This is a genomic window from Streptomyces sp. NPDC003247, from assembly GCF_042888135.1.
In the GTDB taxonomy this organism is placed as follows: Bacteria; Actinomycetota; Actinomycetes; order Streptomycetales; family Streptomycetaceae; genus Streptomyces.
In genome coordinates this window covers 373,657-390,080 of record NZ_JBIAPF010000008.1, presented here as the reverse complement: position 1 = coordinate 390,080, position 16,424 = coordinate 373,657, and the positions used below count along the sequence as shown (strand labels likewise).

Here is a 16,424-nt window from a genome sequence, read left to right as displayed (position 1 = left end):
AGGGCATTCGGGTGCATAAGATGCGTATCGCGTCGGCACCGCGGGCCCGGCCGGGGCGGTTCGACCGCCCCGGCCGTACCCCGTCGGCTCAGACGAGCGCCCCGACGGCCCTGCGGTGGATCCGCCGGGTCCTGCGGACCACCGCGTACCCCTTGGTCAGGGCGCGGTCCCGGGCGAAGGCGCGGGCGACGGCCCGGCCGTCGAGGAGCCGTTCGAACTCCTCGGCACCCGTGCCGCGCCGGACGGTCACCCGCCGCAGGGCGTACGGTCCCTGGGTGCGGCGGGCGAGGGAGTTGCCGACGGCGAGCGCCTGGGCGAACCCGTTCTCCCGCACCGCCGTGCGCACCCGCCGGCTGGAGTAGCCGTACGGGTAGGCGAAGGAGACGGGCAGGGCGCCCAGTTCGTCGGCGACGATGTCCCGGCAGCGGGTCAGCTCGGCGCGCAGCGTGCCGTCGTCGACCTGGTCGAGCTGCGGGTGGGTGTGGCTGTGGCCGCCGATCTCGACGCCCGCGTCCGCCAGTTCGCGTACCTGCGGCCAGTCCAGCATGGTGTCCAGGCCGCCGCCGGTGTCGTACGCGCCCCGGATCCAGCCGGTGGACACGAACAGCGTGGCCGGGAAGCCGTGCCGGGCCAGGGCGGGGAGGGCGTGGCGGTGCACGCCCTCGTAGCCGTCGTCGAAGGTGATCAGGACGGGCCGGTCGGGCAGGGGCCGTCCGGACCGCCAGCGGGCGGCCAGGCCGGCCGTGGTGAGGGGGGTGAGCCCCCGGTCCGCGACCAGCCCCATCTGCTCGGCGAACGCCTCCGGTGTGACCGACAGGGCGCGGGTGGCGTCGTTCGGCTCGGCGGCGACCGCGTGGTACATCAGGATCGGAACCCGCGCTTCCGTCATACGGCGCCCTCCGCCCGCGGCACGCCCCGCCCGCCGCCGGCCTCACCCACACCACCCGTTCCGCCGCTCCCGCGGCCCCCGGGCCCACCGAACGGCGCGACGGCCCCTGCCGTTTCGGCGGCCCCGGCATCCGTGCCCGTACCGTCCGCCCCGGTGTCCGTGCCCGTACCGGCGGCCCCGGTGTCCGTGCCCGCACCGGCCGCCCCGCCGCTCCCGCGGCCGCCGCGGTCCCCCAGGTCGCCGGGATCGCCGGACGGCGCGACGTTGCCGGCCGTGTCGGTCGCCCCGGTGTCCCTGAGGGCGTCCTCCGCTCCGGGCCGCCTCTCCGGAGGCGGGCCGTTCGCCGCGTCCTCTCCGATCCGGACCACCGCGAAGGTCGTGCCGTCGCGGCGTGCGCGGGCGGTGCCCACCAGGTAGCCGCCGGCGGCGGTCAGGACGCCGGCGACGATCGCGCCGGCGCGGCGGGCGCCCCCGGCGCGGCCCAGGAGCCCGTCGCGCAGGCCCCGGACGACGCCGGCCGGCAGTACCCGGGTGGTGTACCGGCGTTCGGACTCCAGGCCCTTGCCGGCGCCGACGCTGCGGGCGACGAGCGCCTTGGACAGGCCCTCGGCGTAGGTGCGGGTGCGGAAGTAGGCGAAGTGCTCGCGGGTCTCGGGCACCTTGTGGTGGATCACCGCGCGGTCGTCGACCAGCAGGATCGCGTCGGGTCTCGCGCGGCTGAGCCGGATGCACAGCTCGGTCTCCTCGCCGCCCAGCGGCCGCTTGTCGCCGTCGCGCCCGATGCCGGTGGCGAAGCCGCCCGCGACGGCGAACGCCTCCCGCCGGAAGGAGGCGTTGCCGCCGAGGACGTTGCGCACCCGGACCAGGCCGGGCGGCAGGCCCCGGTAGGAGCAGCCCACCACCCAGTCGAACTCCTCGGGGAACCAGGCGGGCCGCCGGCCGGAGGACCAGGCCGGTACGGTCCGCCCGCCGACCGCCATGACCCGGGGGTCCGCGTAGGCGTCGGCGAAGCGGAGCAGCCAGTCCCGTTCGGCGACGGCGTCGTCGTCGAGGAAGGCGACGATCGCGCCGTGCGAGGCCGCGATGCCGGTGTTGCGGCCGGCCGACAGGCCGCGCGGGCCCGCGTTGGGCAGCACCCGTACGTCGTGCGCCTCCCGGTACTCCCCGGCCAGCCGGTCGAGGAGGACCGGGTTGTGGTCGACGACGAGCAGGGTCTCCAGGGCCGGCCGGGTCTGCGCCCGTACCGAGGCGACGGCCGCGAGGATGTCCTCCCAGCGGTCCTCGGTGTAGACGCAGACGACGACCGAGATGCCGGCGGAACCGTCGCGTGCGGCCCGGCCGGCCGGCGTGCCGTTCAGGCCGGCGCCGGCGCTGCCGGCAGTGCCGCCGTGCGAGGTGCCGGCAGTGCTGCTGCTGTGCGAGGTGCCGTTCGAGCTCAAGACACCTCTCCCCGGACCGTGTCGAGCATCGGCGACCGGTGTCCGCGGCGGCGCAGCGCCCGGCGGTTGGACCGTTCCCCGAGGATCACCCGCAGCACCCGCAGCCCGTCGCGGACGGCCCGCAGGTTGCTGACGCCGTGGATGCGCAGGTACTCGTGGCTGGGGATCTCCTGCACCCTCAGCCCGGCCTTGACGACCCGGATGTTCATCAGGGTCTCCACCTCGAAGCCGGTGCAGTCGAGTTCGATCTTGTCCAGGCAGTGCCGCCAGAAGGCGTTGTAGCCGTAGCACAGGTCGGTGTAGCGGGCGCCGAACTTGCGGTTGACGACGGCGCACAGGACCCGGTTGCCCAGCCGGCGGACGAAGGTCATGTCGTCGGTGCCGCCGCCGTTGGCGAAGCGCGAGCCCTTGGCGAAGTCCGCGCCGGAGACGAGGGCGGAGACGTACGACACGATCTCGTTGCCGTCGGCCGAGCCGTCCGCGTCGACCATCACGATGATGTCGCCGGAGCACGCCTCGAAGCCGGTGATCAGGGCGTCGCCCTTGCCCCGGCCCTGCTGTCCGACGACCTTGACGCCGGGCCACAGTTCACGCGCGACCTCGACGGTGCCGTCGGTGGAGTTGCCGTCGACCAGGACCACTTCGTGGATCCAGTCCGGCAGGGTCTTGAAGACGTACGGTAGGTTCTCGGCCTCGTTCATCGCGGGGATCACGACGCTCACCGGCGGTGTGATGGCCAGGTGAGAGGTGATGGGCCGGTACTTTCCGGCGGTGGACGGAGCCTGGAGATCCTGGCCCGATGTCGCCGGCTGCAGCACGGAACTCATGAGTCTGGTTCCCTCTCGTCCGGTGGGCCGCCCGCCCCTGGGCGGCCCGGATCTACGTCCGGTTCGAAAGGGGGGTTGTTTCCCACCCGCGGCCGCACGGCACGACGGAGGACCTCTCCGCGACACGTCCGGCACGGCATGGCGGAGGACTTCTCCGCGCACGCCGGGTGAGCTGGCAGAACTGGACGGCCCCGGGAAACGGCGGCCGACCGCGCGGCACGGCCCGGTCACACAGTGCGCTGACCGAGCTCGGCACCCCCCTACCGCGCTCCCGCGCCGGACGCCGTCGAGGCGGTCCTTGAGCCCTCCCCTAGAGCCGCTTGCCGACGGTCCGATGCGGGTGAGATGTATGACGGTATTGACGATTGCACCCGTATGGCAAGACCTGGAAAGAGACCTCACCTTTTTGTTCGTTTGACCGTTACACAGCGGGTCGTCCGGTCGCCGGGACGACAAGGGTGATCAGGGGCCTGACAAAAGTGTTCCCCGGAGGCGCGGGGCCTCCGGGGAACGGCTCCGACTCATCGCCGTCTCGGAGGACGTGAGTCAGGGGGAAGAGCGGGTGCAGGAGCAGGGGAAGAGCAGAGGCAGGAGCAGGTGGAGCGTCAGGGCACGATCTTCAGCAGCCGGTTCGGGGAACCGGTGCCGGCGCTGGTGACCACGCCGGTGGTCGCGCCGCTCGTCAGGGCCGAGGCGACCTGGGCCGGGGTGGCCGAGGTGTGGCTCGCCAGGTAGATCGCGGCCGCGCCCGCGACGTGCGGGGTCGCCATCGACGTGCCGGAGATGGTGCTGGTCGCGGTGTCGCTGGTGTTCCAGCCGGCCGTGATGGACGAGCCGGGGGCGAAGATGTCCAGGACGGAGCCGTAGTTGGAGTAGCTGGCCTTGGCGTCGGTGCTGGTGGTGGCGCCGACGGTGATCGCGGCGGCGACGCGGGCCGGGGAGTAGGAGGAGGCGTTGGCGCTGCTGTTGCCGGCCGCGATCGCGTAGGTCACGCCGCTGGCTATGGAGTTGGAGACCGCGGTGTCCAGGGAGGTGGAGGCGGAGCCGCCGAGCGACAGGTTGGCGACCGAGGGGCCGGAGTGGTTGGCGGTCACCCAGTCGATGCCCGCGATGACGCCCGCCGTGGTGCCGGAGCCGCTGTCGTTCAGCACCCGGACCGCCACGATGTTCGCCTTCTTGGCCACGCCGTAGGTGGAGCCGGCGATGGTGGTGGCCACGTGCGTGCCGTGGCCGTTGCCGTCGGAGGCGGTGGTGTCGCCGTCGACGGCGTCGTAACCGTAGGAGGCGCGGCCGCTGATCTGGGAGTGCGTGATGCGGACGCCGGTGTCGATGACGTACGCGGTCACGCCGCCGCCGGCGGTGTCCGGGTAGGTGTAGGTGCCGGAGAGCGGGAGCGCGGCCTGGTCGATGCGGTCCAGGCCCCACGGGGCGCTCGACTGCGTGGTGTCGGCGAGCCGGACGGTCTGGTTCTGCTCGACGGTGGCGACCGACGGGTCGGCGGCGAGTCTGCGGGCCTCGGCGGCGGAGAGGGTGGCGGTGTAGCCGTTCAGCGCGGCGCCGAACGTCTTCTTCACCGTGCCGCCGTACTCCGCGACGAGGTCCTTGCCCGTGGCCGAGGACGCCTTGAAGCCCGCGTCCTTCTTCAGGGTGACGATGTAGCTGTCCTTGACGGCGGTGGGGGAGCCGGCCGCGAGGACCTTGCCCTCGGCCGGTGCGGCCTGGGCGGGGAGCGCGGTGAGCCCGCCGACGAGAGCGGCGGCCGCCACGGTGGCGGCGGCGGTGACGCGGAGCTTGGTGCTGCGAAGGTGTGCCATTACGAGGGAGTCCTCCTCTAGGCGGCGCGTGCCCGGATGTGTGGCACGCGTCTGTGGGGGGTGCGCACGGAGTCGCGCGCACGGCGTCGAGCGTCGCGGCGTACCGCTCTCAGCTGTTGCAAAGCTTGTGTCATCTACAGGTGTGGAACAAGAGACTTGAAGGCCTGTCAACAAATTTGGCATGGCCACGTAACAAATCGCGCATGATCAATCGCGACACGACACGAAAAGACTTGGCATGAACACTTCCTGTCAACGCGCGTAGCTGCTACCACGGTTGTGGCAGAGATTCTGCTAAAGGGAGGTTCCATGAGACGTTCCCGAATTGCCGTAATCGTCAGTTCCCTCCTCCTGGCCGCCGGTGCCGCACTCACCGGCGCCACCTCGGCGCAGGGCGCCCAACTCGCCGCCACCGGCGGCTACGTGGCCCTCGGCGACTCGTACTCCTCCGGAGTCGGCGCCGGCAGCTACGACAGCTCCAGCGGCGACTGCAAGCGCAGCACCAAGTCCTTCCCCTACCTGTGGAACGCCGCCAACGCCCCCACGTCGTTCGCGTTCACCGCCTGTTCGGGCGCCCGGACGGGTGACGTCCTCTCAGGTCAGCTCAGCCCGCTCAACTCCGCCACCGGGCTGGTCTCCCTCACCGTCGGCGGCAACGACGCGGGCTTCGCCGACGTCATGACCACCTGCGTCACCAGCTCCGACAGCACGTGCGTGTCCCGCATCAACACGGCCCGGGCGTACGTCGACTCCACGCTCCCCGGCCAGCTCGACAGCGTCTACTCGGCGATCCGCTCCAAGGCGCCCAACGCCCGCGTCGTCGTCATCGGCTACCCCCGCTTCTACAAGCTGGGCACCACCTGCGTCGGCCTGTCCGAGACCAAGCGCTCCGCCATCAACGCCGCCTCCGACCAGCTGAACACCGCCATCGCCGCGCGGGCCGCGGCCCACGGCTTCGTCTTCGGCGACGTCCGCACCACCTTCTCCGGCCATGAGATCTGCTCCGGCAGCTCCTGGCTGCACAGCGTCAACTGGCTCGACATCGGCGAGTCCTACCACCCGACCGCGTCCGGTCAGTCGGGTGGCTACCTGCCCGTGCTCAACGGCGCGGCCTGAGCCGTCCCTCACGAGGGTGACGCGGAGGGGGAGGCCTCGCCCGACGGGGCCTCCGTCTCGCACGTCACCGAGAACGGCACCGAGTTCGACGTCGTCCGCAGCGGCTCGCGCACCTCGACCCCGATCGCGTTCCGGTACGTCCCGCTCTCCGCGTACGTCGTCACGGTCACCCGGTCCTGCCGCGAGGTCCCCCCGCCGGCCGGGAAGTCGAGCGTCCTCCAGCCCGAGTCGGCGAGTTCACCCTCCTCCGCCACCCAGCGGTAGGACACCTGCGCGGGCAGCCGGCCCACCGTGATCGTCGCGGTGAAGGCGGGCGCCCCCTCGTCCCGCGGCGGACAGGCACCGGAGAACTCCGTGTGCGTGCCCGTGACACTGACCGCGACGGACTGCGCCGGAGTCTCACCGGCGGTGTGCCCGCTCCCGCCCTCGCTCCCGCTGGGACTCGGCGAGGACTCTGCTTTGTTCCCGGTCTCGCTCTTCGTCGGCGACGCGGTGGGTGACGTGGACGCACTCACGCCCTGCGAGCCGCCGGACGAGGTGACACCGCCGCCGGTGCCGTCGCCCCCGTCGTCCCGGTCGAGCAGCGCGTACGTCAGTCCGGCGACCGCCAGCGCGAGCGCCACCACGCCCGCCACCAGAACGCCCGCGGCGCGCCGGTTGCCGTCCCGCTCGTCCCGGGCGGCAGACGCGGGTCCCGTACCCGAAGGAGGCGCGGGGAGTTCAGGTCGCCGCGTCGGCGGCGGTTCCGTGTCCGCCGCCGACGGCAGACCCGCCACCGTCGGCGCGTACGGCGTCCCCCGGACGGTGCCGGCGTACGGGGCGCCTCCCGCGGAGGGGGTACCCCCGGCCGCGACGACCCTCAGGTCCCGCTCGGCCCGCTCGGCGGGCAGCCGCTCGGCCGGGTCCTTGCGCAGCAGCCCCTCGACCACCGCGGCGAGCGGCCCCGCCCGGCGCGGCGGCGGCAGTTCCTCGTCGACGACGGCGCGCAGCGTGCCCAGCGGGGTGTCCTGCCGGAAGGGGGAGGCGCCCTCGACCGCCGCGTACAGCAGCACGCCCAGCGACCACAGGTCCGACCCGGGCCCCGGCGTACGCCCCAGCGCGCGCTCGGGCGCGAGGAATTCGGGGGAGCCGACGAGCTCGCCGGTCATGGTGAGCGCGGAGGTGCCCTCGACGGTCGCGATACCGAAGTCGGTGAGCACCACCCGGCCGTCGTTCGCCATCAGCACGTTGGCCGGTTTCACGTCCCGGTGCAGCACGCCCGCCGCGTGCGCCGCCCGCAGCGCGGCCAGCACCTCCGCGCCGATGCGCGCGGCCCGCGCCGGCTCCAACGGGCCCTCGGCGTCCAGCAGGTCGGCGAGGGAGATGCCCCGCACCAGCTCCATGACGATCCACGGCCGGCCGTCCTGCACGGCCACGTCGTACACCGTGACGACGTTGCGGTGCGCGATCCGGGCCGCGGACCGGGCCTCGCGCTCCAGCCGGGCGTACATCCGTTCCACGTCGGCGGCCGGCAGTCCGGCGGGGGCGCGCACCTCCTTGACGGCGACCTCGCGGTGCAGGACCTCGTCCCGGGCCCGCCACACCGTCCCCATGCCGCCCTCGCCGAGCGGCGACAGCAGCCGGTAGCGTCCCGCGATCAGACGTTCACTGCCCGGTCGTTCGGACACCGCGCCCCCTTCGCATCCCGGCGGACACCACCACAAACGTAGCTCAGGCGACCAGGGATGCGGCCCCCTTGAGCACCAGTGCGGCCCCGAGGGCCACGACGACGAGCGCGGACCACAGCGGCACGTTGCGGCGGACCAGCGCCACGACCGGGTGCGCGGGCCGGCGCGCGCTCCGGTCCAGGAACCGGGCCGCGCCCGTCCCCAGCCTGACCACGGCGAACCCGGCCGCGGTGAGCGTCAGCGCGAGGCCCGCGCCGTACGCCACGACGAGCAGCAGCCCGAACCAGGCGTGCCCGAGCGCGGCCGCGCCGACGAGCACCACGACGGCGGAGGGACTGGGCACGAGTCCCCCGGCGAAGCCGAGGAGGATCGTGCCGCGCAGGGTGGGGGCGGTGGAGTGGGTGTGGGTGGAGCCGCCGTGGGTGTGGGTGTGGGTGTGGCTGTGGGGGTGGTGGCCGTGATGGTGGTGACCGGGGCCGTCGTGCTCGTGGTGGTGACCGGGGCCGTCGTGCTCGTGGTGGTGACCGGGGCCGTCGTGCTCGTGGTGGTGGCTGTGGTCGTGGTCGTCGTGGTCGTCGTGGTCGTCGTGGGGGTGTCGGGTGGGGGCGCCGGACAGGGCGAGTGCGCGGACGGGGGGCTTCGCGTGCTCGTGGGTGGGGGGAGTGGGGTGAGGAGCGGTGGGTGTGTGCCGCCGGGTGTGCAGGGCCCGGCGGACCAGGGCGGCGCCCGCGCCGAGGACGAGGGCGCCGCTCGCCAGACCCAGCCAGGAGATCACCGACGGGGCCGCGGCCGAACCCGCGGTGACCAGGAGCCCCAGGGCGACCACGCCCAGGGTGTGGGTGACCGTGACCGACGCCGCCAGCGGCAGGACGTCCTTCATCCGGGCCCGGCCGCCCCGGGCCGCCGCCGTCGCGGCCATCAGGGTCTTGCCGTGCCCGGGGGCGACCGCGTGCAGCGCGCCGAGCCCGACCGCGAGGAGCAGGGCCAGGGCGGCGAAACCGACGGTGAGGTCCTGCCGGGCGACCAGCCGGTCCAGGGCCCGTGTCCAGCGGTCGGCGCCGCGCGGCAGGACGGACGCGGCGGGCGCCTCGCGCTCCCCGTCGGCGAGTGCCGCGCCGCCCGGGCGCACCCGCAGGGACGCGGTCGCGGTGTCGGCCGGGGAGGAGAGCAACTCCCGCGGGTAATCGATGAGTTCGCCGGACACGGACTCGGCCGGTACGTCCGAGGCGGTGAGCGTCATGCGGTCGCCCCGCGCGGTGATCTCCCGCCAGCCCGGCCCGGCGGACCCGCCCGCGCCCCGGAAACCGACGGAGACCGTGCGGTCCTCGGGCAGCGGTGCCGTCAGCCGGCACTCCACGCGCAGGGTGTCCAGCCCGGCCTGCCCCGGCCGTACGGCCGCCTCGGCGGCGGTGGACGTGAGGGTGACCGGGCGGCCGTCCACGGTCAGCGCGCTGCCGGCGGCGGCCGTGGCGCAGCGCCGCCGGGCCCACTCGGTGAGACCGAGCCGCCCGACGTCCGGCTTCGCCTGGGTCGCCGGGATCTCGGCGAGGTCCTCGACGTGGTCGACGAGGAGCCGGCCGGGGGCGGCGATCAGACCGTCGTAGCGGTTGACGGTGAAGTTGCCCAGGGGGTGTGCGCTCGCGGTGGCGGAAGGGCCCAGGGCGAGTGCGCACCCGGCCGTCAGGACGGCCGCGCAGGAGGCGAACGCACGACGGGCGGTCACCGGGCGCCCTCCGGTGTCTTCAGCGGATTCAGCGTCTTCAGCGTCTTCAGCGTCTTGAGCGCGGCACGGGCCTCGCGGGCGCCCAGCGGGGAGAAGCCCGGGTTGAGGTCGAGGGCCGCCGTGAGGTGGGCGCGGGCGTCGGCGGTGCGGCCGGTGGCGCGTTCGATCATGCCGAGGTGGTGGAGGAAGACCGCGTTGCGGTAGCCCGTGGCCGTCGCCCGGCGGGCGTAGGGGAGGGCTTCCTCGTCCCTGCCGTTGACGTGCAGGGCCCAGGCGAGGGCGTCCGCGGTGTGCACGGTGCGGCGGCGGGCCCACTCCGCGCGGGCCGCGCGCAGGGCCGCCGCCCGGTCGCCGTGGTCGGCGGCGGCGAGCGCGGTGTCGAGGTCGGCGTCGACGCCGTTGGCGCGGGCGAGGGACGTCCAGGCGTCGACGAGCGTGTACTGCTCCCGCGCCTTCGCCGCGTCGCCCCGCCCGCCGCGGGCCTCGTACAGTTCGCCCAGCGCGACGAGCGGGCCGGGGAGCGGGAAGCGGGCGACGACGTCCTCCAGGCCCTCGATCGCCTCGGCCTGCCGGCCGGCGGCCGCCTGCGCGCGGGCGCGGCCCTCCAGCGCCGGCAGGTACGTCTCGTCGGCGGCCAGGGCGCGGGCGTAGTGGGCGAGGGCGGTGGTGTGGTCGCCCTGGCTCCAGGAGAGGTTGCCGAGCTGGGTGGCGACGTAGGCGATGTCGCCGGGCGTGACCGAGGCGGCGAGGGCCTGCTCCAGCACCCGGCGGGCGGTGGCGACGTCGCCGCGCAGTTCGTGGACGTACGCGTACCGCGTGAACACCGGTACACCCGGACGCCGTTCGTCGGCGGTCCGCGCGGCCCGCGCCGCCTCCTCGTACCGGCCGAGCTCGACGAGCGCGTCGATACGGGTGCACAGGGCGCGTTCGCTGTAGGGGTTGCGCTCCAGGGCGCGGTCGGCGTACCTCAGGGCGCCGTCGAAGTCGTGGCGGGCGGCGGCGAGGGCGGCCCGGCCGGACAGGGCCTGGTCGTTGCCGGGCCGCAGTTCCAGCGAGCGCTTCAGGGCCCGCTGGGCCTGCGGATAGCGGGAGGGGTCGCCCTTGGTCCTGGCCTGCTCGACGTAGGCGAGCCCGAGCGAGGCCCAGCCGTCGGCGTCGCGCGGCTGGGCGCGCAAGTGGGCCTGGAGCTCGGCGACCCCGGCGTCGAGACCGGCCCCGGACAGCAGCCCCGGAGAGACCGCGGCGGCCGCGACGACCGGATGCCCGCCGTCGCGCACCGCGCCGAACGCGACCGCCCCCGCGGTGAGGGCGACGGCCAGCATGGCCGCACAGGCCCCCAGATGGACGGCCCGCCACCGGCGCCCCGCGGCCCCCACCCGGCGCACTGCGGCGACCCGCACGTCGACCTCGCCGAAACCGACGACCGTGTCCGCACCGTCGGCCCCGACGTCGCCGGCTTCGCGGGTGCCTTGGCGGGATGCGGCGGTGTCGCCTTGGCGGGATTCGGCGGTGTCGCCTTGGCGCGCTTCGGCAGCGCCGGCTTCGCGGGCGCTTTCGCGGCCTTCGGCGGTGCAGGCTTCGCGGGTGCTGTCGTCGGCCGCGGGGCTCCCGCCTCCGCGGGTGCCCTCGCGTGCCTCGGAGCCGCCGCCCTCGCGGGTGCTTCGGTCGGCCGCGGTGGTCCCGCCCTCATGGGTGCCCTGGCCGGGCACGGAACCCCCGCCCTCACCGGTGCCCTGGCCGGTCACGGCGCCCTCGCCCTCACGGGTGCTCTCGGGGAGGGCCTCGGCGTCCCGAGGGGCGGTCGTGCCCCGGGGTTCCCCGGCGGCGTCGCGGTCCTCGGTGTCGCACGGGGCGGGGGCGTCGCCGGTTCCGGGCGGCCGCGACGAGCCCGTACCGGTCCGGCTCTCCGGCCGGTCGTCCTGCTCGGCGGGGTGTCCGGGGCCCGGCCCGGAGGCCGGCCGCTCGCGCTCCGGTCCGCCGTCGTTCGTACGCGGGGGCATGCCCTCTCCTCGGTCGCCTGGGATGGTCCGTCCTGCGGGTGGGGGAGGCGCGGCCCGCGCCGTGGGGGAAGGGGTACGCGGGCCGCGCCGGTCGGGGGGTGCGGTGCGGGCCGGGGGCGCAGGATCCCCCGGCGGTGGCTCAGACGCCCTCCTGGTAGGCCCCGGCGGCCTAGTACGCCCGGCCCCGCATCCGGCGCCACCACATCAGGCCGCCGCCGATGAGCAGGATCCCGGCCGCGCCGGCGCCCGCGGAGGCGGCGATCAGACCGGTGTCGCCGTCGGTCCAGGACGAGGCCGGCTGGAGGGCGTCGCCGAGCTGGTTGCGGACGTCGTTGCCGCCGGCGGTGCCCTCGGCGAGGGCACCGCGCGAGCCTTCGGTGGGCAGGGCGACGTACGGGAAGGCCTTCTCGAAGTCCTTGTCGTTCGTGTCCACCGCGTCGCCCAGGTCGTTCTTGGCGCCGAGCAGTTCTCCCTCGACGACCTGGAGCGAGGCGTCGATCACGTCGTCGGTGAGCCGGCGCCCGTTCGGGAACCCGGCGGTGTCGCCGTCGAGCACGCCCAGCCGCTTGGGTTCGGCGGCCGGCTCGATCGAGGTGTTCAGCCGCAGTTGCTCCGACGGCGTCACGTGCGGCGGCTGGTTGAGGCCCTCGACGCCCTTCAGGAACACGTCGACGAGGTCGTCGCGCGGCTCGTCGGGCGCCTCGATCTGGTAGATCGCCTCGATGAGCTTCGGCAGTTCGGGGTGGGTGACGTTCTTCAGGAACCGGGCGTCGTCCCAGGGCGCGGACGCGTTGAACTCGTCCTTGTCCTCGATGGGGTTGACGACCTCGTTCACCAGCGGGTTGCCCAGGCGCGACACCTGGGTGAAGTGGCCCTGCGCGTTCTTGCGCTGGGTGGTCGACCAGATGCCCACGATCGGCTGGTGCGCGGACTGCGTGATCAGGTCGGTCGGCACCTGGAGGGCGATCGAGTTGACGTTGTAGCCCTTGAGGGTGTCGTTGCCGACCTCGGAGAGGTCCCCGCCGTAGAGCAGGTCGAAGACGCGCAGGTCGAGGAAGAACGGGTCGTCGGCCTGGCCAGCGAAGGTCTGCGCGCCGTTGGAGAGCTTGTGGACCGCCTGGTCGCGCAGCGCCGCGTAGTCCGGCATCGACGCCTTGCCGACGTTCGACGGCGCCACGGGCACGTCGTCCGCGAGCTTCGTCCGGTGGACGGCCTTCTGCTTCTTCAGCTTGATCAGCTCGAGGTCGTAGGTCTGCGTCACGTTCAGGTCGGGGTCGTCCAGGCTCTCGACGGGCCCGGTGTTGTACAGGAAGGTCTTCTCGTTCTTCGTCTGCGTCTTGAAGGTGTAGCGGAAGAGCAGGTCGCCCTGTGCGTCACCGTCGTTGTCGATGTGCAGGTCGTACTGGGCGTCCTCGGCGAACGGGTAGAAGTTCGGGCCGCCCGCGGGCTCCTCGAACGGTGTCCAGTTCGCGATGATGGTCGTCGAGTCCGGCTTGTCCGGGCTGACGAACGCGTACACGTCGGTGTTGTCGTACTGCGGTGTTCCCGAGATGAGCGGGGCCTCCCGGTGGCTGGAGGCGGCGGCCCCCACGGGTTCGAGCGCGGCGACGCCGGCGGCCGCGAGCCCCCCGGCGGCCAGCGCACCGCATACGAGGGCGGCCACGCCCCTGCGTCCGGATCCGCCGGATCCGCTCCTGGAGATAGCTGTCATGCCGTCCGTCCTTGGTGCCGACTTGCCTGACGGACAGTGATACGGAGCGGGGTGAGGGGCCGGATTGGTGGGAACCCGAAAACTTTTCCTCGCCTGTTCACCCGCGTTCCGGGCCGCGCGATCCGTACCTCCTCCGGAGGTGTGTGCGTTGAGAATGCCTGGTATGACGGGACGGCCCGGGTGCGGCCGCAGGGAGGGGGACCGGATGGAGGCGGACGAGCTGCTGATCCTCGTGGCGGGGGGCGACCAGAAGGCGTTCGAACAGCTCTACACGCTGGTGTCCGGCCCCGTGTTCGGTCTGGTGCGGCGCGTGGTGCGGGACCCGGCGCAGTCGGAGGAGGTCTCCCAGGAGGTGCTGCTCGAACTGTGGCGCTCCGCGGGCCGCTTCGACCCCCGCCGCGGCAGCGCCCTGTCGTGGATCCTCACCCTCGCCCACCGCCGCGCCGTGGACCGGGTGCGCAGCGCCCGCGCGGCCGGCGAACGCGAGCGGCGCGAGGCCCGGCGCGCCCACCACCCCGCCTTCGACCAGGTGACCGAGGAGGTCGAGGCCGGACTGGAGCGCGAATGGGTGCGCCGCTGCCTGGACCGGCTGACCGCCCTGCAACGCCAGTCCGTCACCCTCGCCTACTACGACGGCTACACCTACCGTGAGGTGGCCGAGCGGCTCTCCCTGCCGCTGGGCACGGTCAAGACCCGGATGCGTGACGGACTCACGCGGCTGCGCGACTGCCTGGGAGGTGCCGCATGAGCGTCCGCGCCCTGTTCCGCCGCGAGGACCTCCACTCGCTGGCCGCGCCCTACGCGCTCGACGCCCTCGACCCCGACGAACGCCGGCGCTTCGACAAGCACCTGACGCGCTGCGACCGGTGCGCCGCCGATGTGCGGGCGCTGTCCGAGGACGCCGTCCGGCTCGCCTGGTCGACGGCCGCCCCGCCGCCGGCCGCGCTGCGCGACCGGGTCCTGGCCGCCGTACGGACGACTCCGCAGGAGCCCGTGGCGGCGCCGGTGCGGGAGCACGAGCCGCGGTTGCCGCCGCACGTCTGGGGCACGCAGCCGCCGCCGCGCACCCGTGCGCCCCGTACGCGCCGTCCGCTGTTCGTGCCGTTCGCCACGGCGACGGCCGCCGCCGCGCTCGTCGTCGCCGCGCTCTTCGCGGTCCAGGCCGAGCGCACCCGGGACCAACTGGGCGCCGAGCGCGACCGGGCACGTGAGATCGCCCACGTTCTCGCGGCCCCGGACGCCAGGGCGAGCACCGGCCGGGACGCTCGGGGACGCACGATCGGAGTGATCGCCTCCGCTTCGGCGGGCGAAGCGGTCGTCACGCTGAGCGGATACGGCGACCCGCCCGGCGGACAGGTACATCAGCTGTGGGTCATGCGGCCTGACGCGCAACCGCGCTCTCTCGGGCTCTTCGACCACGACACGCCCTTGGTCGCGACCGGCCTCGACCAGTCGTCGACGTCACTCGCGGTGACCGTCGAACCTGACGGAGGATCACCGCAACCCACTACACAGCCGGTTGTCCAACTCACCCTGAAATCGGTTGGATTCGGAGAGTGACCAAACGCGCATCGTCAACCTCCTTACGGGGAAGGTGAATCCTGGGACCGCGATACACGGGTGCTCCGGCGGGGCGATAGGGTTACCCTGCCCGGGCCGGGTGGACTCGTACGGGTGGGGAGTGTCATGGAACAGATAACAGTGCGCAGCAGGGCGAGGGTCCCTGCGATCACCTGCGGGAGCAGCGCGACCAGTTCGCGCCTCGACCGCCATCTCTCGGTGCTGGCGGGCCCCGCCATACCGCAGCGGGAGACGGTCGAGGCGACCACGCTGATGCGGGAACTGACGGCGCGTTCGCCCGCCCACCGCCGCAGCGCCAGGGGCGCCCGAGTGAGCCGGGTCTCGCTCTTCGCGCCGCTGCGCCGACTCCGCCGTTCGCTGTTCGGCGGCAACAAGCACTGAGGCCCGCGCTCAGGCGGCCACACCGTCCCGGCGCAACGCTGCGATCTCGTCGTCCGTCATCCCCACGGCACGCAGCACCGCCCCGGTGTGCTCCCCGAGCGCGGGCACGGCCCCCATCCGTGCCTCCGCCCCACCCGGCAGTGTGATCGGAGGCAGCAACGCCCGCAGTGGCCCGACCGGCGAGTCCACCTCCCGCCACCGCTCCCGGGCCGCCAGCTGCGGATGCTCCGCCAGCTCGTGCACATCCCTCAGACGCGCGCACGCGATGCCCGCGCCCTCCAGCCGTGCCAGCGCCTCGTCGGTGTCCAGCGCGCCCAGCGCCCCCGCCACCCACGCGTCCGTGGCCTCCCGGCGCGCGACCCGCGCCGCGTTCGTCGCGTACTCCGGGTCCGCCCCCAACTCCGGCCGTCCGATGACCTGTTCGGCCAGCCGGCGCCACTCCCGGTCGTTCTGCACCGACAGCAGCACCCGTCCGCCGTCGGCGGTGGCGTACGCGTCGTAGGGCGCGATCACCGCGTGCGCGAGACCCGTGCGGGCCGGGGCGGTCCCGCCGTGCATCGCGTGGTGCAGCGGATGCCCCATCCACTCCGCCAGCGCGTCCAGCATCGACACCTCCACCGGCCCGCCCCGCCCGGTCGCACCCCGCCGCAGCAGCGCCGCCAGCACCCCGGAGAAGGCGTACATGGCCGCCGCGACGTCCGCCGCCGGGATGCCCGCCTTCACCGGCCGCTCCGGCGTCCCCGTCACCGACACCAGCCCCGCCTCGCACTGCACGAGCATGTCGTACGCCCGCTTGCCCGCGTACGGCCCCGACGCCCCGTACCCCGAGATGTCCACCGCCACCAGGCGCGGGTGCGCCGCGCACAGGGTCGCCGCGTCCAGGCCGAGACGGGCCGCCGCGCCCTGCGCCAGGTTCTGCACGAACACGTCCGCGCCGGCGACCAGCCGGCGGACGGCGTCCAGGCCGCGCGGGTCCTTCAGGTCCAGGGCGACGGACTCCTTGCCGCGGTTGCACCACACGAAGTGCGAGGCGAGGCCGCCGGCCGCGGTGTCGTAGCCGCGCGCGAAGTCACCGCCGTCGATCCGCTCGACCTTGATCACCCGGGCGCCCAGGTCGGCGAGCTGCCGGGTGGCGAACGGGGCCGCGACCGCCTGCTCGACGGCGACGACCGTGATGCCCTCCAGGGGCAGGGGGAGCTGGTCCATGGGGTGGATCATGGCCCTCGTCCCGGGGGTTTGTCATGCACGCAGGTGCGTGCCCGTCCGGGGGAGGACA

12 protein-coding genes and 1 pseudogene are annotated in these 16,424 nt (G+C 74.0%); 4 read left to right on the top strand and 9 right to left on the bottom strand.

What is annotated here, in order from left to right:
* Positions 1–88 precede the first annotated feature (88 nt).
* From ACFYWQ_RS27975 to ACFYWQ_RS27960, 4 genes and pseudogenes are all read right to left on the bottom strand, one after another.
* Positions 89–889, bottom strand: a complete 801-nt coding sequence (locus ACFYWQ_RS27975; protein WP_389519983.1) for a polysaccharide deacetylase family protein — start codon at positions 887–889, stop codon at positions 89–91.
* Positions 890–1,236: 347 nt separating this feature from the next.
* Positions 1,237–2,199: pseudogene (locus ACFYWQ_RS27970) on the bottom strand (glycosyltransferase family 2 protein); the annotation flags it as partial.
* A 125-nt stretch (positions 2,200–2,324) separates the two neighbouring features.
* Complete coding sequence (locus ACFYWQ_RS27965) at positions 2,325–3,155, bottom strand: glycosyltransferase family 2 protein (RefSeq protein ID WP_389519981.1); 831 nt, start codon at positions 3,153–3,155, stop codon at positions 2,325–2,327.
* 605 nt (positions 3,156–3,760) lie between these two features.
* On the bottom strand, positions 3,761–4,969 hold the full coding sequence (locus ACFYWQ_RS27960) for a S8 family peptidase (RefSeq protein WP_389519979.1): 1,209 nt from the start codon (positions 4,967–4,969) through the stop codon (positions 3,761–3,763).
* Positions 4,970–5,278: 309 nt separating this feature from the next.
* Here ACFYWQ_RS27960 and ACFYWQ_RS27955 point away from each other — a divergent pair, with 309 nt between their 5' ends.
* Positions 5,279–6,085 carry an SGNH/GDSL hydrolase family protein gene (locus tag ACFYWQ_RS27955; protein ID WP_389519977.1) on the top strand — a complete coding sequence of 269 codons (807 nt, stop codon included), beginning with the start codon at positions 5,279–5,281 and terminating at the stop codon, positions 6,083–6,085.
* Positions 6,086–6,093: 8 nt separating this feature from the next.
* Here ACFYWQ_RS27955 and ACFYWQ_RS27950 read toward each other — a convergent pair whose 3' ends face one another.
* The 4 genes from ACFYWQ_RS27950 to ACFYWQ_RS27935 all read right to left on the bottom strand — a co-directional run bounded on the left by ACFYWQ_RS27950 (position 6,094) and on the right by ACFYWQ_RS27935 (position 13,186).
* Positions 6,094–7,752: a serine/threonine-protein kinase gene (locus ACFYWQ_RS27950; protein ID WP_389519975.1), complete on the bottom strand. Its 1,659-nt coding sequence runs from the start codon at positions 7,750–7,752 to the stop codon at positions 6,094–6,096.
* A 43-nt stretch (positions 7,753–7,795) separates the two neighbouring features.
* Entirely contained in the window at positions 7,796–9,475 is a 1,680-nt protein-coding gene (locus ACFYWQ_RS27945; protein WP_389519973.1) for a sulfite exporter TauE/SafE family protein, read from the bottom strand.
* Positions 9,472–11,475 (bottom strand): tetratricopeptide repeat protein, encoded by a 2,004-nt coding sequence (locus ACFYWQ_RS27940; protein WP_389519972.1) that lies wholly within the window; start codon positions 11,473–11,475, stop codon positions 9,472–9,474. The genes ACFYWQ_RS27945 and ACFYWQ_RS27940 overlap by 4 nt, the downstream gene beginning before the upstream one ends.
* Before the next feature lie 169 nt (positions 11,476–11,644).
* The gene (locus ACFYWQ_RS27935; protein ID WP_389519970.1) at positions 11,645–13,186 is read right to left on the bottom strand and encodes a DUF4331 domain-containing protein; all 1,542 of its coding nucleotides are present in this window, start codon (positions 13,184–13,186) and stop codon (positions 11,645–11,647) included.
* 205 nt (positions 13,187–13,391) lie between these two features.
* Here ACFYWQ_RS27935 and ACFYWQ_RS27930 point away from each other — a divergent pair, with 205 nt between their 5' ends.
* The 3 genes from ACFYWQ_RS27930 to ACFYWQ_RS27920 all read left to right on the top strand — a co-directional run bounded on the left by ACFYWQ_RS27930 (position 13,392) and on the right by ACFYWQ_RS27920 (position 15,148).
* Positions 13,392–13,934 carry a sigma-70 family RNA polymerase sigma factor gene (locus tag ACFYWQ_RS27930; protein WP_389520084.1) on the top strand — a complete coding sequence of 181 codons (543 nt, stop codon included), beginning with the start codon at positions 13,392–13,394 and terminating at the stop codon, positions 13,932–13,934.
* Positions 13,931–14,746 (top strand): anti-sigma factor domain-containing protein, encoded by an 816-nt coding sequence (locus ACFYWQ_RS27925; protein WP_389519969.1) that lies wholly within the window; start codon positions 13,931–13,933, stop codon positions 14,744–14,746. The genes ACFYWQ_RS27930 and ACFYWQ_RS27925 overlap by 4 nt, the downstream gene beginning before the upstream one ends.
* Positions 14,747–14,872: 126 nt before the next feature.
* Entirely contained in the window at positions 14,873–15,148 is a 276-nt protein-coding gene (locus tag ACFYWQ_RS27920) for a hypothetical protein (RefSeq protein ID WP_389519967.1), read from the top strand.
* A gap of 9 nt (positions 15,149–15,157) precedes the next feature.
* Here the strand turns inward: ACFYWQ_RS27920 and ACFYWQ_RS27915 are convergent, their stop codons facing one another.
* Positions 15,158–16,354 carry a CaiB/BaiF CoA transferase family protein gene (locus tag ACFYWQ_RS27915; RefSeq protein WP_389519965.1) on the bottom strand — a complete coding sequence of 399 codons (1,197 nt, stop codon included), beginning with the start codon at positions 16,352–16,354 and terminating at the stop codon, positions 15,158–15,160.
* Between the last annotated feature and the right edge of the window lie 70 nt (positions 16,355–16,424).